15 protein-coding genes are annotated in these 19,541 nt (G+C 67.8%); all 15 read right to left on the bottom strand.

Going from position 1 to position 19,541, the window contains the following annotated elements:
- Positions 1 to 6: 6 nt before the first annotated feature.
- The gene (locus tag EV379_RS02620) at positions 7 to 1,263 is read right to left on the bottom strand and encodes a cell division protein PerM (protein ID WP_130504773.1); all 1,257 of its coding nucleotides are present in this window, start codon (positions 1,261 to 1,263) and stop codon (positions 7 to 9) included.
- A 231-nt stretch (positions 1,264 to 1,494) separates the two neighbouring features.
- Positions 1,495 to 2,967, bottom strand: a complete 1,473-nt coding sequence (locus EV379_RS02615; protein ID WP_130504772.1) for a hypothetical protein — start codon at positions 2,965 to 2,967, stop codon at positions 1,495 to 1,497.
- 133 nt (positions 2,968 to 3,100) lie between these two features.
- Positions 3,101 to 4,003, bottom strand: coding sequence for a succinate--CoA ligase subunit alpha (gene sucD, locus EV379_RS02610; RefSeq protein WP_130504771.1), 903 nt, complete (start codon positions 4,001 to 4,003; stop codon positions 3,101 to 3,103).
- Between the two features lie 28 nt (positions 4,004 to 4,031).
- Positions 4,032 to 5,201, bottom strand: a complete 1,170-nt coding sequence (sucC, locus tag EV379_RS02605; RefSeq protein ID WP_130504770.1) for an ADP-forming succinate--CoA ligase subunit beta — start codon at positions 5,199 to 5,201, stop codon at positions 4,032 to 4,034.
- A 509-nt stretch (positions 5,202 to 5,710) separates the two neighbouring features.
- Positions 5,711 to 6,610 carry a MurR/RpiR family transcriptional regulator gene (locus tag EV379_RS02600; protein ID WP_130504769.1) on the bottom strand — a complete coding sequence of 300 codons (900 nt, stop codon included), beginning with the start codon at positions 6,608 to 6,610 and terminating at the stop codon, positions 5,711 to 5,713.
- Positions 6,610 to 7,557, bottom strand: coding sequence for an N-acetylmuramic acid 6-phosphate etherase (gene murQ, locus EV379_RS02595; RefSeq protein WP_207226183.1), 948 nt, complete (start codon positions 7,555 to 7,557; stop codon positions 6,610 to 6,612). The genes EV379_RS02600 and murQ overlap by 1 nt, the downstream gene beginning before the upstream one ends.
- Positions 7,550 to 8,461: an N-acetylglucosamine kinase gene (locus EV379_RS02590; protein WP_130504767.1), complete on the bottom strand. Its 912-nt coding sequence runs from the start codon at positions 8,459 to 8,461 to the stop codon at positions 7,550 to 7,552. The genes murQ and EV379_RS02590 overlap by 8 nt, the downstream gene beginning before the upstream one ends.
- Complete coding sequence (locus tag EV379_RS02585) at positions 8,451 to 9,659, bottom strand: anhydro-N-acetylmuramic acid kinase (RefSeq protein WP_165397269.1); 1,209 nt, start codon at positions 9,657 to 9,659, stop codon at positions 8,451 to 8,453. The genes EV379_RS02590 and EV379_RS02585 overlap by 11 nt, the downstream gene beginning before the upstream one ends.
- Positions 9,656 to 11,182, bottom strand: coding sequence for a glycoside hydrolase family 3 N-terminal domain-containing protein (locus EV379_RS02580; RefSeq protein WP_130504765.1), 1,527 nt, complete (start codon positions 11,180 to 11,182; stop codon positions 9,656 to 9,658). Before EV379_RS02580 ends, EV379_RS02585 begins: the two co-directional genes overlap by 4 nt.
- Positions 11,179 to 12,021: a carbohydrate ABC transporter permease gene (locus tag EV379_RS02575; protein WP_242616201.1), complete on the bottom strand. Its 843-nt coding sequence runs from the start codon at positions 12,019 to 12,021 to the stop codon at positions 11,179 to 11,181. The genes EV379_RS02580 and EV379_RS02575 overlap by 4 nt, the downstream gene beginning before the upstream one ends.
- A complete protein-coding gene (locus tag EV379_RS02570; RefSeq protein WP_130504764.1) occupies positions 12,018 to 12,995 on the bottom strand; it encodes a carbohydrate ABC transporter permease in 978 nt (325 codons plus the stop codon). Before EV379_RS02570 ends, EV379_RS02575 begins: the two co-directional genes overlap by 4 nt.
- A gap of 13 nt (positions 12,996 to 13,008) precedes the next feature.
- Positions 13,009 to 14,169, bottom strand: a complete 1,161-nt coding sequence (locus EV379_RS02565; RefSeq protein WP_341273521.1) for a sugar ABC transporter substrate-binding protein — start codon at positions 14,167 to 14,169, stop codon at positions 13,009 to 13,011.
- 294 nt (positions 14,170 to 14,463) lie between these two features.
- Positions 14,464 to 15,531: an FUSC family protein gene (locus tag EV379_RS02560; protein ID WP_242616200.1), complete on the bottom strand. Its 1,068-nt coding sequence runs from the start codon at positions 15,529 to 15,531 to the stop codon at positions 14,464 to 14,466.
- Positions 15,532 to 15,566: 35 nt separating this feature from the next.
- Positions 15,567 to 18,095, bottom strand: a complete 2,529-nt coding sequence (locus tag EV379_RS02555) for an ATP-dependent helicase (protein ID WP_130504762.1) — start codon at positions 18,093 to 18,095, stop codon at positions 15,567 to 15,569.
- A gap of 414 nt (positions 18,096 to 18,509) precedes the next feature.
- The gene (locus EV379_RS02550) at positions 18,510 to 19,526 is read right to left on the bottom strand and encodes a glycerophosphodiester phosphodiesterase family protein (RefSeq protein WP_130504761.1); all 1,017 of its coding nucleotides are present in this window, start codon (positions 19,524 to 19,526) and stop codon (positions 18,510 to 18,512) included.
- Positions 19,527 to 19,541: the final 15 nt, after the last annotated feature.

Genomic DNA, 19,541 nt, shown 5'->3' with positions numbered 1-19,541 from the left:
TGCCGCTTACTCGTTCAGCGAGTCGGCTGCCACCTGCGCCACGCGAGCGGGTCGCTTGGCCACGACAGAGCCGGTGAACAGTCCGAGCAGAGCGGCGGCACCGACCTCGAGCGCGGCGAAGACCGCCACGAGCAGCGGGTTCGGCCCGAGCTCCTGCAGGCGCCCCGGCCCGCCTGCACCGGCGGAGAACCAGGCGAGGAGCCCCAGGATCACGCCGGCGCTGAGCCCGGCGGCGAGACCGTGGGCGAGCAGGATCTTCCAGCCCGGCTGCTGCTGCGGCATCCGCTGGCGGAGCAGGACGCCGACGGCGAAGCCGGCCAGGATCGGAACGAGCAGCACGAGGAAGCCGAAGCTCGCCTGGCCGTCGGGCAGTGCGGCGAGCAGCGGCAGCCCGGGAACCGGGCCGAGCACGGTGGCGCCGGGCGAGACACTCGTGCCGATGCCGACGGCGAAGCCGGGCCCGACCACCCAGCTGGCTGCCCAGATGACGGCGTTGGGCAGCAGCGCCAGCTGCATGACAGTGAGGACGATGCCGCCGAGCGCCCCGGCCTGGAGCGATTCATACAGGCCGATCACCGTGGCGTAGCTCGTGAGCAGCGAGAACGTCAGCAGCAGGCCGCCGGCCGCGACGACGACGGCGGCCGCGATGGTTCCGCCGCGCAGCCCGGCGGCAATCGTCTGCGGAACGAGCGGCGGGAGCTGCCGCACCCACTCGAGAACGCCACGCGAGACCGTCTGGCCGAACGCGCCGAGCACGGGGCGCCGTGAGCTGGCGAGCCCGATGACCACGGATGCCGCGTAGATGAGTCCGGGCAGCATCAGGGCCTGCGTCGGCGCCGGAACGGCGAGCGGGTGTCCGGCACTCACGGCGATGAGCGCCGCGAGCAGCCAGAACACGGCCACGACGATCACGGCGGCCTGCATGGGGTGTGCAGAGTGCGCCGCCCTGCGGCCGGCGCCGATGCCGAGCACGATGGTCAGCACGGAGAAGCCGAGGAGGGCGATGGAGAGCGTGAACGCGGCATCCGCCCCCGGTAGGGCGAGGGATGCGACGAAGGCCGTTGGGAGCGTGATCGTGAGGTCGACGCCGTGGCCGAGCAGCCAGACATCGGATGCGGCCCGCCAGAACACGGTCCAGTCGGTGCTCAGGCCGTTCTGCGTCGCCCACAGGATCGTCAAGGGCACGAGGGCGATGCCGAGTCCGATGGCAACGGCGATGACCGCTTCGAGCGCGGCGAGCAGGGCGATGGTTATGCGGTTCATGCGCTCACGAGCCTACCTGCGCCATCGTGAATGCAGTGCAAGCATCGCTGGCGGTCCCTGAGACGACGCGATGGGCTGCCGCCCTTCGCGACGTTGCGCGTCGCGCTACTTCTTGCCGTACGGCGACTTCGCCAGCGCGACGAGGCAGGCGATGCCGAAGACACCCATGACCACGCCGAAGCTGACGAGGTAACCGATCAGAATGGTTTCCATGAGCCGAGTATGCCTCGCTCAGGACAACTTGTCACTGGTGACTTCTGTGACAACGACCTCTGTCACGGTGTCGTCCTCGCCTGGCGTCTCCCCCGTCGTCTCCGCCGCAGGCGCCTCTGCCTCGTCGCCGCCGGCGTCATCGGCCAGCAGTTCTCGTCGCTGCAGCAGCTCAGCCACCAGCACCGCGAGGAGGGCGATGACCGCGGTCCACACGATCGTCGCGCCACTCAGCGGGCGGGAGAGGAGCAGCACCGCCGAGGCGACCACACCGATGAGCACGCGGACGAGCACGCGCTGCTTGTAGAGGAACACGCCGAAGCCGCCCGTGCTGATTCCGCGCTGATCGGCCGCACTGCGCACCGAGTCGAGTCCAGCGCCGATGAAGCCCCGGAGCTTCACCGCCGGCGCGAACGGCCCGCTGAACCATGCGATCAGCGCGACCGTGAATGCAAGCACGGTCATCGCGGTCGTCGTCGAGCGCATCAACTCGATCACCTGGTCGTAGATCACCTGCGCGGCGTTGCTCGGCATGAGGTCGGGCGAGACGGAGGCGATGAAGAAGATGTTGGCGATGCCGTATCCGGCGGCCAGAACCAGCATCACAACGCCGAGGGCGATCGACGTCGCGACCAGCGCTCGTACCTTGCGCTTGGCGACGAGAACGCCAGCGGCCAAGAGCACGAGCGCGATGATCGGGAGCCAGGTGCCGACCGCGATCGCGATCCCGTAGACGAGCTGGGCCGTGGTGAAGGCATCGGCGGTGGCGATGACGATTGTGCGTTCGACGACGGGGATGTTCGACGCGAAGCCGAAGCCCTGGTCGACGAGCCGCTTCTTGACCTCCTCGATGATCGGCCCGAGCTGCACTCCGAGCTCCCCGCCTCCGCTGATCGACAAGGCCGCGTCCGCCTCGCCCTGCAGGGTGGCCGTGAGCTGACGGTGGCTGACGCGGAGCGCCTGTGCCCAGACATCGCTGAACGCATCGGACGCCACGAGTCGGTCAACGGCCGTCGAGACGAGGTTCTGCACGCCGGCGGCGGCCGGCGCTTCCAACAGGGCCAGCGCGGATGCCGCACGCGGCGGCAGATCGAGCTGTGCCAGCCCATCGAAGAGGTCGGCCGTGATGGCCGGGATGTCGATCTGCTCTTCGATCACCGTGACGACCTGATCCGAGACGTAGCTCTGCACGGCGGGGTCGTCCGCGAGCGGGGCGAAGGTCGCCACGAACTGGTCGGTGCTGCTGAGCTGCACCTTCGCCCAGCTGGAGACCACCGCGATAGGGGCGAGCAGGAGTCCGAGGATGATGAGCGTGCTCGAGAGCACGGCCCACCACCGGCTACGCCGGTGCACGGTGACGCCGAGCGGGGTCGCCGGGATGATGACATCCGTCGCCGTTGCGTCGGCGCCGCTGCCGCCGGCTTTGAGCGCCGCGTTCTCGCCCTCGAGGGCGGCGACGAGCGCCTCCAGCTCTGCCTTCGTTCTGCGTGTCATGACGCCCCCTTCGAGTACCGCTGCCCCCACTGTAGTGACGCAGCGGCCCGAGCGACATGGGGAGTTTGCGTTGCGGCACGCAGAAGGCCCGCTCCGCACGCGGAACGGGCCTTCTGACTCGTCGTGACGCCTCCTAGAGGGCTGCGTAGACCTCGCGCAGCAGGGCGGCGGTCTCGGACGGCGTCTTGCCGACCTTGACACCGGCGGCCTCGAGGGCCTCCTTCTTGGCCTGCGCGGTTCCGGCGGAGCCGGAGACGATGGCGCCGGCGTGGCCCATGGTCTTGCCCTCCGGTGCGGTGAAGCCGGCGACGTAGCCGACGACCGGCTTGGTGACGTTCGCCTTGATGAACTCGGCCGCGCGCTCCTCGGCGTCGCCGCCGATCTCGCCGATCATGACGATGGCCTTGGTCTCCGGGTCAGCCTCGAACGCCGCGAGTGCGTCGATGTGCGTCGTGCCGATGATGGGGTCGCCGCCGATGCCGATGGCGGTCGAGAAGCCAAGGTCGCGCAGCTCGTACATCATCTGGTAGGTCAGGGTGCCCGACTTCGAGACGAGGCCGATCGGGCCCTTGCCGGTGATGTTCGCCGGGGTGATGCCGACGAGGGCCTCACCGGGGGTGATAATGCCGGGGCAGTTCGGGCCGATGATCCGGGTCTTATTGCCCTTCTCCTGGGCGTGAGCCCAGAACTCGGCCGAGTCGCGCACCGGCACGCCCTCGGTGATGATCACGAGCAGCGGGATCTCGGCGTCGATGGCCTCGACGACGGCGTCCTTGGTGAATGCCGGCGGCACGAAGGCGATCGACACGTCGGCGCCGGTCTTCTCCATGGCCTCGGCCACGCTGGCGAACACCGGCAGCTCGACGGCGTTGCCAGCAGCGTCGGTGTGGAGGACGGTGGTGCCTGCCTTGCGGGCGTTGACGCCACCGACGACCTGGGTGCCGGCCTTCAGCATGAGGGCGGTGTGCTTGGTGCCCTCACCGCCGGTGATGCCCTGCACGATGACCTTGGAATCCTTGTTGAGGAAGATAGACATTACTTTTCCTTATCCGTCAGATCGCGGGCTACGCGGCGGCGTTGGCGAGCTCGGCGGCCTTGTCGGCGCCCTCGTCCATGGTGGCGGCGAGGGTGACCAGCGGGTGGTTCGCCTCGTTGAGGATGCGGCGGCCCTCGTCGACGTTGTTGCCGTCGAGGCGCACGACGAGGGGCTTGTTCGCGGCGGAGCCGAGCTCGGCGAGTGCGCCGACGATGCCCTTGGCCACGGCGTCACAGGCGGTGATGCCGCCGAAGACGTTGACGAAGACCGACTTGACCTGCGGGTCGCCGAGGATCACGTCGAGGCCGGCCGCCATCACCTCGGCGGAAGCTCCGCCGCCGATGTCGAGGAAGTTGGCCGGCTTCACGCCGCCGTGGTTCTCACCGGCGTAAGCGACGACGTCGAGCGTCGACATCACGAGGCCGGCACCGTTGCCGATGACGCCGACGGAGCCGTCGAGCTTGACGTAGTTGAGGTCGGCAGCCTTGGCCTTCGCCTCGAGCGGGTCGGCAGCAGCCTTGTCTTCCAGCAGCGCGTGGTGCGGGTGACGGAAGTCGGCGTTCTCGTCGAGCGTGACCTTGCCGTCGAGGGCGATGATCTCGCCGTCTTCGGTGAGCACAAGCGGGTTCACCTCGACCAGGGTGGCGTCTTCGCCGACGTACACGGCGTAGAGCTTGACGAAGACCTCGGCGACCTTGTCGACGATCTCGGCCGGGAACTTCGCGGCGATGGCGATCTCGGTGGCCTTGGCCAGGTCGATGCCAGATGCCGGGTTCACCTCGATGCGGGCGAGGGCCTCGGGGCGCTCCTCGGCCAGCTGCTCGATCTCCATGCCACCTTCGAAGCTGGAGAGGGAGAGGTAGGAGCGGTTTGCCCGGTCGAGCAGCACGGAGAAGTAGTACTCCTCCTTGATGCGCGCACCAGCTGCGACCATGACACGCTTGACGACGTGGCCCTTGATGTCGAGGCCGAGGATGTCGCGGCCGGCCGCTTCTGCCTCATCCGGGTTCTTGGCGACCTTGACGCCGCCGGCCTTGCCGCGACCGCCGGTCTTGACCTGGGCCTTCACAACGACGACGCCGCCGAGCTTCTCGGCTGCTGCACGCACCTCCTCCGGAGTGTCCGCGACGATACCCGGGAGTACCGGGACCTCGTACTTTTCAAATAGGTCTCGGGCCTGGTACTCGTAAAGATCCACGCTGCTCTTCCAATCCGCGCTCAGCGTTCCTGCATGGTTTGAGGGTGTGGCAACAGCGTTCCGACGCAGACTAGCTCGACGTCAAGACACACTGGCCGTAGTCAAGCCTACCCCGTCACGATCGAGCGCCGGTTCCGATGAAAACTTCACGAAGCGGCGTCATGAATCCGGCCATCCGGCGTCTCCCCAGTGGACGCACTCAACGGTGCATCGACCAGAGAGTGAGGAATCGCAGTGAGCACGCGCAGAGATTCAGGACGCCGCCACGTGCCGCGCACGACGGCGCGCCAGGTGGCGCCCCACCTGGAGAGCTACGTCAGCAGCCGGACCGGGGATCCCATCCACGTCGGCTGCGTCTGCCCCATCGGGCGGCCGCACAGCTATGAGGAGTGGCAGAACCAGTCGGCGCCGCGGGCCGCCGTTCGGCGTCTACGCCGCGCGGGCAACGACGCGGGCTAAAGCGGGCATCGCCGACCGTGCCGGCATCGGCAGGTCACCGCGGTCGCGAATCAGGACGGGCGCTGCACCCCGGCGCGCCTGAGCTGTTCCGGATCGTCGCGGTGCCGGATCACCGCGTCCCTGGTCAGGTTGAGCGAGTCGGTCATCGTGTCGAAGAGGCTCTGTGCGAGTCGCACGAAGAGCACATCGGTCACGGCGAGTTGCGCTGTCCGGCTCGCCGTCGCGCCGGAGCGGAACGCGTTCTCGCGTGCCTGCGTGGTGAGCACGATGTCGCACAGCTCCGCCATCGGCGACCCGGGGTCATTGGTGATCCCGACGGTCGTCGCACCGGTCAGCTTGGCCTCGCGCAGCAGGCCGAGGATCTCCGGCGTGCCACCGGAGTGCGACACCGCGACGAAGACTCCTCCGGGGCCAAGCAGCGCCGTCGCCGAGAGCGCAAGGTGCACGTCTGGATGGTAGGAACTCCGGCGACCGATGCGCTGCAGCTTCATGGTGAGGTCGCGCGCGGTGAGGCCGGACGAGCCGAAACCGGCGATGACGACATCGGGGGCGAGGACGAGAGCATCGCGGATGCGGTCGACCGCGTCGAGGTCGAGCTCACGCAGTGTGTGCTCGATCGCCTGGGTCTCCTGAAAGAGCACCTTCGCCGCGACATCGGCGACGGTGTCCGCCGGGTCGATGTCGCCGGTCAGCACGTTGGATCGGTCGAGGTCGGCCTGGTCGCGGCTTGTCGTGCCGACGAGGTCGAATCGGAACTCGCGGTACCCCGAGTAGCCGAGGCCCTGGCAGAACCGCGCAACGGTCGCCGCCGACGTCCCGCACATGTCCGCGACGACGTTGATCGGATTGTCAACGACGATGCGTGGATCCGCGAGGATTGCCCGCGCGACCCTGGCCTCTGCGGCGCTGAAGCGGTCGAGCGAGCCTTGAATCCTCGTGAGTGCGCGCACTAGTTCGTTGTCGTCTCTCTGATCGCGGCGCGCAGGTAGCCACCATTGCCTTCAAGTGTTGCCACGGCGGTCGCCGCCGGAATGCCGGCCTCGATCGCCAGAATCGCGGCCTTGACCCAGCCGCCGGTCGCCTCCAACGACGCCGCCGCAATCGCGGGCTCCACCGCGGTGGCGAGGATGACGGTTCGTTCGCTGCGCGCGCGCAGCTTCTCGTTCGTCGCTCGAAGGTCAACCATAAGGTTACGGTAGACCTTGCCCGCGCGCACCATGGCGCCCGTGCTCAGTGTGTTGAGCACGAGTTTCTGCGCCGAACCCGACTTGAGTCGAGTCGAACCGGTGAGAAGTTCAGGGCCGACCTCCGTTTCGATCGCAATGTGCGCCGCGGCACCGATCGCCGAGTTCGGGTTGCAGGAGTGCGCGACGGTGAATGAACCGCGCTCACGTGCCCGGTTCAGCGCGCCGACGACGTACGGGGTACGCCCGGAGGCGGAGATGCCGACAAGGGTGTCGTTCGGTCCCAGCTCGAGTCCATCGACATCCTTGGCACCAGAATCCGCGTCGTCCTCGGCGTTCTCGACGGCGGTGTGAATCGCCGTCTCGCCCCCGGCGATCCTGCCGACAATGAGGTCACCGGAGATGCCGAACGTCGGCGGGGCCTCACTCGCATCGAGGATTCCCATGCGTCCGGCGGTCCCGGCACCCATGTAGATGAGCCGACCACCGCGCGCCATGCCGTCGACGATCCCAGCAAGGGCCGCCGTGATCTGAGCACTCTGGGCGGCGACCGCGTCGGCAACGGCACGCTCACTCTCGATCATTGCGTGCACGAGTTCGGCGTCGGTCAGCAGGTCGAGATCGGGGTAGCGCTCACCGACCGTCTCGGTCGGCAACGTACCGAGGAAGTCGCGCAGCTGCTCCCGGTCCTCGGGCGAGTTCGAGCTATCCACGGATGATCCTCTCTTCATAGCCCAGGTCGGTGCGCGTGATGATGAGCGCTGATCCGTCAAGAGCAGTCCCGCGAGACGGGATGATGGTGATGCCGGCGTCCGCGAAGGTTGCGTTCAGCTCGGCGGAAAAATAGGGGTGCGCGGCGACGCCGCCCCAGACGGCGATCTCGGCGGATCCCGCGGCGCGTGCGGTCGCGACAAGCGCGTTGCAGGCGCGCGTGACGATGTCTCTGGCGATCGCGTCGCCGTGAACGGCAGCGTCGAGCACATCGGGGGCGAACCGTCCGAGTCGACGGGCCGGGTTGCCCTCGGCGCTCACCCATGCGGGCATCGCGGCGAGGTCGCCGACCAGAGCGCGGGCGCGGGCCGTCAGTGCGGTGGCCGGCCCGCGACCATCGAGGTCGCGCAGCGCGGCGACGAGTCCCTCCTGGCCGATCCAGCGTCCGCTTCCCTCGTCTCCGAGCCACGGCCCCCAGCCGTCGATCTGGCGCGTTGCCCCATCGTCGGCGACCGCGTAGGCGATCGCACCGGTGCCAATGATCAGGATGACGCCGGCACCGCCATCGAACGCGCCGGCGTGTGCGGCGAGGGCGTCGTTGATGAGGGCAACAGGAGCACCGGTGAACGCGCGCACCTCCGCGACGAGATCCCGCGCGATGATGCCAGCGGCCTCAACCCCGGCGGCGCCGATTCCGACGCCGGCCAGCCCAGCGAGCTCGGCGGCGGGAAGGCGGAGGAAGGGAACGCGAATCGCGGCAGCAGACAGGGCCACCCCATCGCGATCGGCGACGCCGGGGGCACCGGGTCCGCTCTCCTCGGCAATCACGCCGCTGCCGTCGAACAGCCGGACGCGGCAGGACGTCTTGCCCAGATCCACCGCCAGGTAGCGCGGTTCAGTCGACACGGTGTTCTCCGGCTGGGTGCTGTGCGGCGACCAGACTCAACCGGGAGATCCCGTTGAGCGGTGCAGGCAGGGTGAAACCGCGCGGTGCCGGGCTGATCACGCCGGCGATTCTGGCGATTCCCTGGACGAGGCTCACCGGGATGCGGTGCCACGAGCAGAAGCCGAGGAACGCGAACAGCAGCGACTCCTTGAACTCGGGGTCGATGCCGAGCTCATCACTCGTGCGCAGGCTCACCCCGTCGCGGGCCAGGGCGTCGGAGAGTTCTCGAATCAGGCTGGGATTCAGCACACCGCCGCCCGAGGCGACAACCGTGCGAACCTCTGGCCCTGTGCGGTGCAGCACATCCGCGACGGTGACAGCCGTGTAGCGAGTGAGCGTCGCGATCAGGTCCGGGAGTTCGAGGCGCACCCCTGCGGTCGCTTCTGCGGCGCGAACGATGGCCAGCGTGAACGTCTCGCGGCCAGTGCTCTTGGGCACAGCCTGTTCGAGATACGGGTGCTCGAGCAGCGCCGCGAGCACGCCGTCGTGGACTGTGCCTGCAGCGGCAATGGCCCCGTCACGGTCGAAGCCGAGCGCACCGCCGGAGTGCTCTGCGACGGTCGCGTCGATCAGCACGTTCGCGGGGCCCGAGTCGAATGCGAGAGCGGAGCCATCGGGGCGGAGGAGCTGCAGGTTCGCGATCCCACCGAGGTTGAGCGAGGCGACATCGACGGCGGGGCCGAAGAACGCCGCGTCGAACAACCCCATGAGCGGCGCACCCTGACCCCCCGCTGCGATGTCTGCGGCGCGCAGATTGCTCAGCACGGGGGCATCGGTGGCCTCGGCGATCCATGACGGCTCACCCAGCTGGAGGGTGCCGAGCGCGTGCCCGTCTTCGACCCAGTGGAACACGGTCTGGCCGTGGGAGACGACGAGGTCTGGCGCGAGACCGGACTCGGAGATCGCGGTGGCCGCCGCGGCGGCGAAGCCGTGCCCGATCGCCGTCGTGAGCGCCGTGTGTGCGCCGGCGTCAAGCAACTCGCCGTCGGCGTATGCGAGGATCCGGGCGCGCAGCTCCGGTTCCCAGTCGATCGTGCGGGTCCACCGGGAGACGAGGGTGAGCTCGGGAGCGACCGGATCGCCGCTCGTGATCGCTTCGACCACGGCGACGTCGATCCCATCGGCACTCGTGCCCGACTGGAGCGAGATGATGATCACGCTGTGGCTCCAGCGCAGATGAGCTCGGCGACGAGACCGGCCGACAACGCCGAGCTGGCACGGGCGTCGATTCGGTCCAGGGCACTCCGATAGTCGTCGCCGGGGACCACCCCGACATTGACGACGACCGCGTCGGGTCGGGACACGGCGAGATGCGCGAGAGCCTCGCGCTGACTCCCCGGGACACCGATGCGGTCAACGAGAACGACGAGATCGTCGTCGTCGCGGACATCGCCGAGCACGTCATCGAGGTAGTCGAGCGAGCCGACAGCCCGCTGCGTCATCCTGGCCGGCGTCTCAAGTGCGCGGTGCGCCGAGAACGCGAGCCGGAACGCGTCGGACTCGTTGGCAACGGCCAGGGTGGCGCGGGCGCGCAGGTCGAGCAGGGAGAGCCGCTCACCGGACCGCGCCACCTCGCCGTGGATGCCGATCGCCGCTGCGGTGACGGCTGCCCAGTCGGGCTCTGCCTGGGACAGGCCGGGGCTGCCCGCGGCCTCAAGTTCGGTCGCAAGCACGCGGACCCGGTCGGCCGCGCGGCGCAGCTGGCCGAGCTCGAGCTCGCCCGATGCGACGGCCGCCATCAGCGCGTCGCGTACCTCGAGATAGTCCTGCCGGTCGGCGTCTGGCTCGCCCGAACCGCCGAGGTTGGTTTGCGGGTTGCCGATGCAGAGCAGATCGGCGCCGGCCTGAATCGCCGCAACGGCACCTGGGCCTGCGCCGACGCTCTCTCGGATCGCCGCCATGTCGAGCGCGTCGGTCACGATGACGCCGTCGAAGCCCAGGGCGCGGAGCTTGCCCAGAATGACGGGATTGAGCGTCGCCGGTGCTTCCCCCCATGCCGGAACCCGAATGTGTGCGGTCATGATGGTTCGTACACCGGCGGCAATTGCTGCCCGGAAGGGCTCAAAGTGCACGTCTTCGATCTCGCCGACCGCGATGCCCAGCTCGGGCAGGGCGAGGTGCGAGTCGGAATGGGTGTCACCGTGCCCCGGGAAGTGCTTGGCGCACGCAGCGACGGCGCCAGATGCCTGGATGCCGCGCACTGTCGCTGCGACGTGGGTGGCGACCGACGCAGCGCCGGTTCCGAACGAGCGCACTCCGATGACGGGGTTCGCCGGGTTGGTGTTCACGTCGGCGACCGGGCCGAAGACAAGGTTGATGCCGACGGCGTTGGCCCTGGCCGCGATCGCGGCGCCCACCGTTCTGCTGAGTTCGGCGTCATTCAGCACGCCAAGCTGCGCCGGCCCTGGAACCGTCGAACCGTGAACAGACTCCAGTCGGGTGACCGTGCCGCCCTCCTCGTCCGTCGCAATGAGCGCATTCGCGCGGTGCGCGCGGATCGCCTCGGAGAGTTCCCCGGTTCGTGCGGAGATGTTCTGACCGAAATAGACGACGCCGGCAACACCGTCGTCGAGTGCATCGGCCAGCCACTGCGGCAGCTCGGTGCCGAAGAAGCCGGGAAGGATGACACCGTTGACCGCTTCGAGGATCTCCAGATCCGACGTGGTCGTCGCGTCGCTCATCCCTTCACCGCTCCCGCGACGAGGCCGGAGGAGAGCTTGCCCTGAACGATGATGAAGAAGATCATCACGGGCAGGGTGATGAGCGTCGAGGCCGCCATGATGCTGCCCCAGTCGTTCGAGTTCTCACCGAAGAACTGCTTCAAACCGATGGCGACTGTGTACTTCTCGCTGGCACCGCCGAGCATCGTCATCGCGAAGATGAACTCGTTCCAGGCGGTGATGAAGCTGAACACGCTGGTGGCGACGAGACCGGGCATCACGAGCGGGAGCAGGACGGAGCGGAACATCCGCCACCAGCTCGCGCCGTCCAGGAACGCGGCCTCTTCGAGCTCGACCGGGACCGCGGCGACGAAGCCGCGCAGCATCCAGATCCCGAACGGGAGGGAGATGGTGACGTAGACGATGATGAGGCCGAGCAGCGTGTTGAGCAGGTGCAGGTCGCGGACCTGCACGAACAGCGGAATCACGAGGGCTTCCATCGGCACCATCTGCACGATGAGGATCATGAGCAGCATCGAGGTACGGAACTTGAAGCGGAAGCGCGCCACGGCGACCGAGGCGAGCAACGACAGCACGGCACTGCACAGCACAACGGCGACGGCGACGAGCAGGGAGTTGCGCAGGAAGACCGCGAATCCGCCGTCGTTGAGGACGTAGATGAAGTGGTCGAGGGTGAACTCGGCGGGGATGAGTCCGCGAGCTCCGCTCGCGGCATTCGGGTCGAATGCGCTCGAGATCATCCAGTAGGCGGGAAACAGCGTGAAGATCAGGAGCAGCGCGACGAGCACGCCGACGATGACGTTGCGGCGAACGCGCGCAGCGGTGATTTTCCGGCTCACAGTTCGTCCTCCTTCATGAGCACCCGAATGTAGATGATCGTGATCACCAGCAGCACCAGGGTGAGAAGCACGGCGATAGCGGAACCGAATCCGTACCGGTTCTGACCGAACGATTCGACGTACGACCAGACGCCCAGGTTGAGCACACTGCGGTTGGTGCCGGAGCCTCCCGGCATCAGATAGACCTGCCCGAACACCTTGAAGTCCCAAATCGTGGACAGGATGATGACCACGGTGAAGACCTGCTTGAGCGAGGGGAAGGTGATCTGGAAGAAGCGGCGGATGGGGCCTGCGCCGTCCATCTGGGCAGCCTCCAGCATTTCCTTGGAGACGCCGAGCAGGCCGGCCATCACCGTGATCGCCACAAACGGGAATCCGTGGTGCACGACGTTGATGAGGACGATCAGGTAGAAGCTCCACCGGTTGGTGAACCAGTTGAACGGTTCGTCCATCAGCCCCGCGCCCATGAGGAGCTGGTTCACGATGCCGTTGTCGGCGTCGAAGATCCACACCCAAACGTAGGTGCCGGTCACGGCGGGCATGGCCCACGCGACCATGATCGCGCTGCCGACCACCGTGCGCCAGAGCGCAGAGAGGTTGGTCATCAGAATGGCGACGAGCGTGCCGAGCACAACGGTGCACACGACGGCGAGCACGGCAAAGATGACGGTGTTGGGCAGAACGACCGACCACAGCTGGGGATCGGTGAGAGCCTCGACGTAGTTGTCGACGCCGATGAAGTTCGTGTCTCCGCTGACGATCTCGCGCAGTCCGTAATCCTGGAGGGAGAAGATCAGGACGCGGACGAGCGGCCAGAGGAGAAGGACGGCCAGCACGATCAGTGCCGGCGCGAGCAGGAGCCACGGCCGGGCGGCGGCGATCGTGATCGCCCTGCGCCGCCGAGGGCCGGGGCCTCCGGCCGCCGCGGAACGCGAGGTTCCAACGGCGGCCGGCGACTGAATCGTGGTGGTCATCGAGTGTGTCTTCTTACTTCTCGTTGAGGATGGCGGTCATCTCGGCAGCGGCATCGGCTGACGCCTGCTCCACGGTCTTCTCGCCAGAGAGAATCGACTGGATCATCGTGTTGGTGGTCTTCTTGGCCTGCACGGCACCGAACTTCGGCGTGACGGGGAGCGAAGCGCCGCCGTCGACCATCTGCGTGGCGAAGGCCTTGGTGATCTCATCGGCGCTGGCGACTGTTGCGTCGAGTGCCGTGGTCTCGCCCGGGAAGTAACCGCTCTGGGTTGCCCACTCGGTGGCGAACTCGCCGGTGGTCATCATGTTCATGAACGTCCACGCGAGGTCCTTGTTCTCGCTGGACTCGAACATGCTGAGGTGCGAGCCACCGAGCATCGACGGGCTGATGCCCTCGGTCTGGCCGGGGATCGGGAACGAGCCGATCTTGCCTTCCAGCTCCGGGTTCTTGTCGAGGATGGTCGCGGGAGTCCACGAACCCATGACGGCCATGCCGACCTTGCCCTGGGCGAAGTTGTCGAGGACGTCGGTCTCCTTCCACGTGGTTGCGCCGGCGGTCGACGAGCCCTGCTCGAGTGCGAGGTCGGTGTAGAACTTGATTCCGGCCTGCGACTTCGCGCTGTCCAGACCCGAGGTCCAGGTGTCGCCCTTCTTCGTGGCAACTTCGCCACCTGCGCCCCATACCCACGGGTAGGTGAGCTGCTCTGCGTCACCGGCAACGGGGAACGGAATGATGTCGGGGTTGCTCGCCTTGAGCGCGGTGACGGCGCCCTGGAACTCGGCCCAGTTCGTCGGCACGGCGATGCCGGCTGCTTCGAAGATGTCGGTGCGGTAGATCACGGAGCGCACACCGGCGTACCACGGCATGCCGTAGAGGGTGTCGTCGAGCGTTCCCGCCTCGACCAGGCCCTCGACGAGCGCGCCGTCGAGGCCGGCCTCGGTGACGTAGTCGCCGATCGGGGCGAGGGCGCCGGACTCGGCGAACTCAGCGGTCCACGTCGTGCCGGTCTCGGCGACGTCGGGCGTCGTGCCACCGGCGATCGCCGTGACGAAGCGGTCGTGAGCGTCTGCCCACTGCACCATCTCAACGTTGAGCTTCGCCCCGGTCTCCTTCGTGAACTCTTCACCAACGCGGTCGAAGAACTCATCAGATTCGGTGTTCGTACCCTGCATGATCCAAACATCAAGGGTTTGACCCGTGGCGTCAGTGCCACTTCCGCCGGTGGTTCCGGAAGAACAAGCAGTCAGACTCAGTGCAGCCGTCGCCAGGATGGCGAGCGGCAGGTAACGCTTTTTCATAGCAGTCTCCTCATTGATGGGCCGAAGCCCGTGATTGCGAATTGAAAATAGTATCCAAGCTCATGCGTATGCGCGAAAGTTATTTTCACGCACTCTCACTACGATACCCCGAGTTCCGAGCGCACTTCGCCAGAACGCCGATCCGGCCATGGCAACGCCTCGTGCTGGCTACGAATCCCGTCCACGCGCGGACAGCCACCGGGCCGCGAGCACGAGGAGCAGCCCGATGGCGGCGCCGAGGGCCGTCTCGACCAGCCTGTCGATGAGCAGGGTGCTGACCGGCAGCGGGCTCGCCAGATGTGCAACGCCGAGCGCGAGGGGTGTCACGAAGACCAGTGCTGCGCCGTAGTTGCGGGCGACGAGGATCTCGGCCGCGAACTGCGCGACGACGACCGCGATCAGAATGACGAGCGGTGGCGGCTCCGGGAACAACAGCAGACCGGTCACGAGCACACCGAGTGCCGTCCCCACGATGCGGTGCAGGGCGCGCGAGATCGAATGCCGGGCGTGGGGTGGTGGGATGACGGCAACGACGCTGACGACGGCCCAGTACGGATGCCCGATACCGAGCGCCATCGCGAGCGCACCGGCCAGCAGGGCACCCACCACGTTCTGGACGACCGCCAACCACAGCTGCGGCTCGCGCGCGGCCGACCAGCGGATGCGCGGCGACCGGGGCAACGACTTGAACCAGTCAGCATGCCTCCTGCCCGCGGCTCGGCGCAGGAGCCACCCGGACATCGTGACCGCCAGGGCGAAGAGGGCCGAACAGACCGCGATTCCGATGCGGAGCGCGAGCTCTCCGCTCGGCGTCGGCACGGCCGCACAGACCAGCAGACCGAAGACGAAGAACAGCGGCGTCGGCGGGAACAGGCCGAAGACGGCGGCCGCCACCAGACCGCAGACGATCACCACGACGAGCGAGAGCGCGGTCATCCAGAGCGGTGCGCCCGTCGCCGCGAGGGTCGTCCCGAGCGCCACACTCAGGACGAGGCCCACGGCGGCGATACTCACGCTCCGCAGGCGGAGGCGGTACGGCTCGCTCCGGCCGTACAGTGCCGTCATCGCCCCGAACGATGCGTAGGCGGCGAGGTCGATCCGGTCGAGCGCGAGCAGCACGAACAGCGGTACCGCCACCGCCAGCGCGGCTCGGCTCGCCACCTCGATGTCGAGCGCGGTCAGCGAGCGCAGCCGTTCTGACAACGACTGCGGCCGCTGCGGTTCTCCCACGGTCACTGGACTACTGGTCTACTCGTCTACTCGTCGACCGATCACAATTTCTCAATCGGGGCGATCTTGATCAGCAGCTTCTTGGCGCCGGCTTTGTCGAACTGTACGTGGGCGACCCGCTTGGTTCCCTCGCCCGTCACCTGGTTCACGCGGCCGTCGCCGAAGTCGACGTGGCGGATGCGGTCACCTGACTGCAGCGTCAGGTCACCGTTGTCGCGCACCTGCGCGGTGACCCGGTTGGCCCATTCGGTCTTCGGCTTCGGCGCAGGCGGCAGCTCGCCACCGAAGCGATCGGAGCCGGTGCCGCGCGAGCCGTAGCCGTCGCGGCGGGCATTGAGCGCACGAGGCTGGGTTCCGCCGCGCGAGTTCGCCATGCCTGGCGACTGGCGCCACTCGATCAGATCCCCTGGGATCTCCTGGAGGTAGCGGCTCGGCATCGCGACGTTGGTCTCACCGAACTGAGCGCGCGTCATCGCGAGCGAGAGGTAGAGCCGCTTGCGGGCACGGGTGATGCCGACGTAGAACAGACGGCGTTCCTCGGCCGGCCCTCCTGGCTCGCCCGCCGACATCTGGTGGGGCAGCAGACCTTCTTCGATGCCGGTCAGGAACACCGAGTCGTACTCGAGGCCCTTCGCCGTGTGCAGCGTCATCAGGGAGACGGTTCCGCTGGAATCGTCGAGGTCGTCGGCGGCGGCAACGAGCGACACCTGGGTGAGGAAGTCGATCAGGCCGGCATCCGGGTTCTCCTTGACGAAGTCCTTGGTCTGGGCGAGAAGTTCCTCGACGTTCTCGGCGCGTGTCTCGTCCTGCGGGTCGCGGCTGTTGCGCAGCGTCTCGAGCAGGGTGCTCTCGCTGAGCAGGAAGCCGAGCACATCGCTGACCTTGGCGGCGCCGGCCGGGTTCGCGGGGTCGAGCATGAGCGCGGCCTCGTCGAGGAGCTTCGCCAGCTGCAGGATCGCACCGGTGACCTTGGGCCCCATGCCGAGGCTGCCCGCGTCGCGCATCGCCTGGCGGAAGCTGATGCCGTTGGCCTCGGCGAAGCTCGCGAGCTGCGTCTCGGTGGCCGGGCCGATGCCGCGCTTGGGGGTGTTCAGGATGCGGCGGAGCGCGAGCTCGTCCGCGGGGTTCGCGACGGCGATGAGGTATGCCATCGCGTCCTTGATCTCGGCCCGTTCGTAGAACTTGGTGCCGCCGACCACACGGTATGGCAGCGCGGAGCGCACGAAGATCTCCTCCAGCGCACGAGTCTGTGCGTTGGTGCGGTAGAACACGGCGATGTCGCGGTATGCGACGCCCTCGCCGTGCAGCTTCTCGATCTCGTCGGCGATGAACTGCGCCTCGTCGTGACCGGAATACCCCGTGTAGCCAATGATCTTGGCCCCGTCGCCGACGGCCGTCCAGAGCTTCTTGTCTTTGCGGTCGAAGTTGTTGGCGATGACGGAGTTCGCCGCACTCAGGATGTTCTGCGTCGAGCGGTAGTTCTGCTCAAGCAGCACGACCTTTGCGCCAGGGTAGTCGCGCTCGAACTCGACGATGTTGCGGATGTCGGCGCCGCGGAAGGCGTAGATCGACTGGTCGGAGTCACCCACGACGGTGAGCGAGGCCCCGGGGATACCGCCGTTGGCGTCGCGCAGCGACTGCACGTGGTGGCCGGCCGTGGCCATCTCGGCGACGATGTGCGGCTCGATCGGCCGGGTGAGCTCGCGGATGAAGGAGTACTGGGCGTGGTTCGTGTCCTGGTACTCGTCGACCAGGATGTGCCGGAAGCGGCGCTGGTAGAGCGCGGCCGTTGCGGGGAACGCCCGGAACAGGAAGACGGTCTCGGCGAGGAGGTCATCGAAATCGAGAGCCTGGGCTGCGCGCAACCGGCGGGTGTACTGCCGGAAGATCTCGAGGAACATGAGCTCCTGCGGGTCGCTGAGGTTGGCGTTGCGCGCATAGCTGTCGGCATCCGCCAGCTCGTTCTTCAGCTTGGAGATCTTGTTGGAGACGCCGGCGGCCGTGAACCCGAGGGTGTCCGCGTCGAGCTCCTTGATGATGCGCTTGATGACGTTGCGCGAGTCGGCTGAGTCATAGATCGTGAAGCTGCTGCTGAGCCCCGCCTTCTCGGCCTCTGCCCGCAGAATGCGCACGCAGGAGGAGTGGAAGGTCGAGATCCACATGCCGCTGGACGCCTGACCGAGCAGCTGGTCGACGCGCTCGCGCATCTCCGCGGCGGCCTTGTTGGTGAAGGTGATGGCGAGGATCTGGCTGGGCCAGGCCTCGCGACTGCCGATGAGCCCGGCGATGCGGTGCGTGAGCACGCGCGTCTTGCCCGATCCGGCTCCTGCCACGATGAGCAGCGCGGGGCCGCGGTACTCGACGGCTTCGCGCTGTTCGGGGTTCAGACCATCGAGCAGGCTGTCTCCCCCTGCCCACGCTCCCCCGCCGGGCAGCCCGCCTGGCACGGCGCTCGGCCCGCCGAATGACCCGTTGCTCGCTCCGCCGGAGGACGGAAAGCCGCCCGGCCCGTCGTGCACGATCATGGGTCGCGAGTCGGTCGGTTCGTCGGGGTCAAAGAGAGTGCTCATGTCTGCCTCCAGTGTAGGCGGGGCCGCTGACAAGCACCCGTTCGCCGGGCTCTGGGACCTCTCCACGCCCTGGGCAGTCGGTCGGGGACTGCAGACCCGGCAACCCTAACTCCACGTTCCCGTCGTGTCAGGGCTTCGGTCGCTGGCGCTCCCTCCAGCCAGCGTGGGGCCGTTGCTCTCCACGCCGGCTGAGCGAGCGGCGCCGCGACGAAGGAGCAGCGACGCACGCGAAGCCCTGAGCAGTCGGCCGGGGACTGCAGCCCCGGCAACCCTGACTCCACGTTCTCGTCGTGTCAGGGCTTCGGTCGCTGGCGCTCCCTCCAGCCAGCGTGGAAGACGAGCGTTCCCGGCCGTGTCAGGGCTTCGGTCGCTGGCGCTCCCTCCAGCCGGTGTGGGGGCGCCGAACCGGGGTGCCTAGTCGCGGAGCCCGTCGCGCACCGCGACCGCGAGGTCGGGGTGGTCGGCGAAGACGCCGTCGATCCCCGTGCCCATCACGAGCTCGAACTCGCTCCACCAGTGGCCGAACGTGCCAGACGCCTTGCCGATTCGATGCGCAGGCAGCAGGAAGCGGTTCTCCGGACGTAGGGTCCAGGTGTAGACCTCGAGCCGAGCCGCGTGCGCCAGGTCGACGAGGTCGCTCGTCTGTGGCTGCCCCGCGGCATCCTGCTGCACGATCATCGAGCGGTCGACGCTGATGCCGTCCACGACGCCTCCGAGCGCGTAGAGCCCGGCCTCCGTGGCGTAGTCGGCGTAGCTCCGCGCGGCCGCACCGTGCGCGCGGCGCTGATCCTCCGGGGTGCCGGAGGATTCGAGCAGGAACACCCGCTTGCCGCCGGCGCCCAGCGCGGCGAGCTTCTCGAGCACGGTCAGCTCGAAGGCCTCCATCGTGAGCCGTCCGTCGCGCGAGCTCCAACCGGAGTCATCGAGTTCGGCCACGAAGAGCTCGTCGAGCGGCAGCCCGATCGACTCGAAATAGCTGGCGTGCTTGATCTCGGCGACCATTCCGATGCTGCGCCGCAGCGCCTCCGAGCTCTCGTCGATCAGCCGGAACAGATCGCGGAGCCGCATGATCGGGTACCGACCGTCGAATGCCGTGTTCGCGGCGCGCAGCTTGGGCAGGCGCTCGCGTGCGCGCAGCGTGCGGAGTTCACCCCAGGTGAAGTCCTCCGTGAACCAGCCCGTCAGCTCCTTGCCGTCGATCACCTTCGTGGTGCGCAAGCCTGCGAATTCCGGATGCCGCGCCACATCCGTCGTGCCCGAGATCTCGTTCTCGTGCCGGAGCACCAACACGCCGTCGCGCGTCGCGACGATGTCGGGCTCGACGGCGTCAGCGCCGAGGGCGAACGCCAGACGGTATGCCGCCTCAGTGTGCTCTGGGCGGTATCCGCTGGCGCCACGGTGACCGATGATGAGCGGGGACACGTGCGACATGGCACAAGGGTAATG

It is taken from the genome of Microterricola gilva, assembly GCF_004217495.1.
Lineage (GTDB): Bacteria > Actinomycetota > Actinomycetes > Actinomycetales > Microbacteriaceae > Microterricola > Microterricola gilva.
This window is presented reverse-complemented; position numbering and strand designations above follow the sequence as displayed.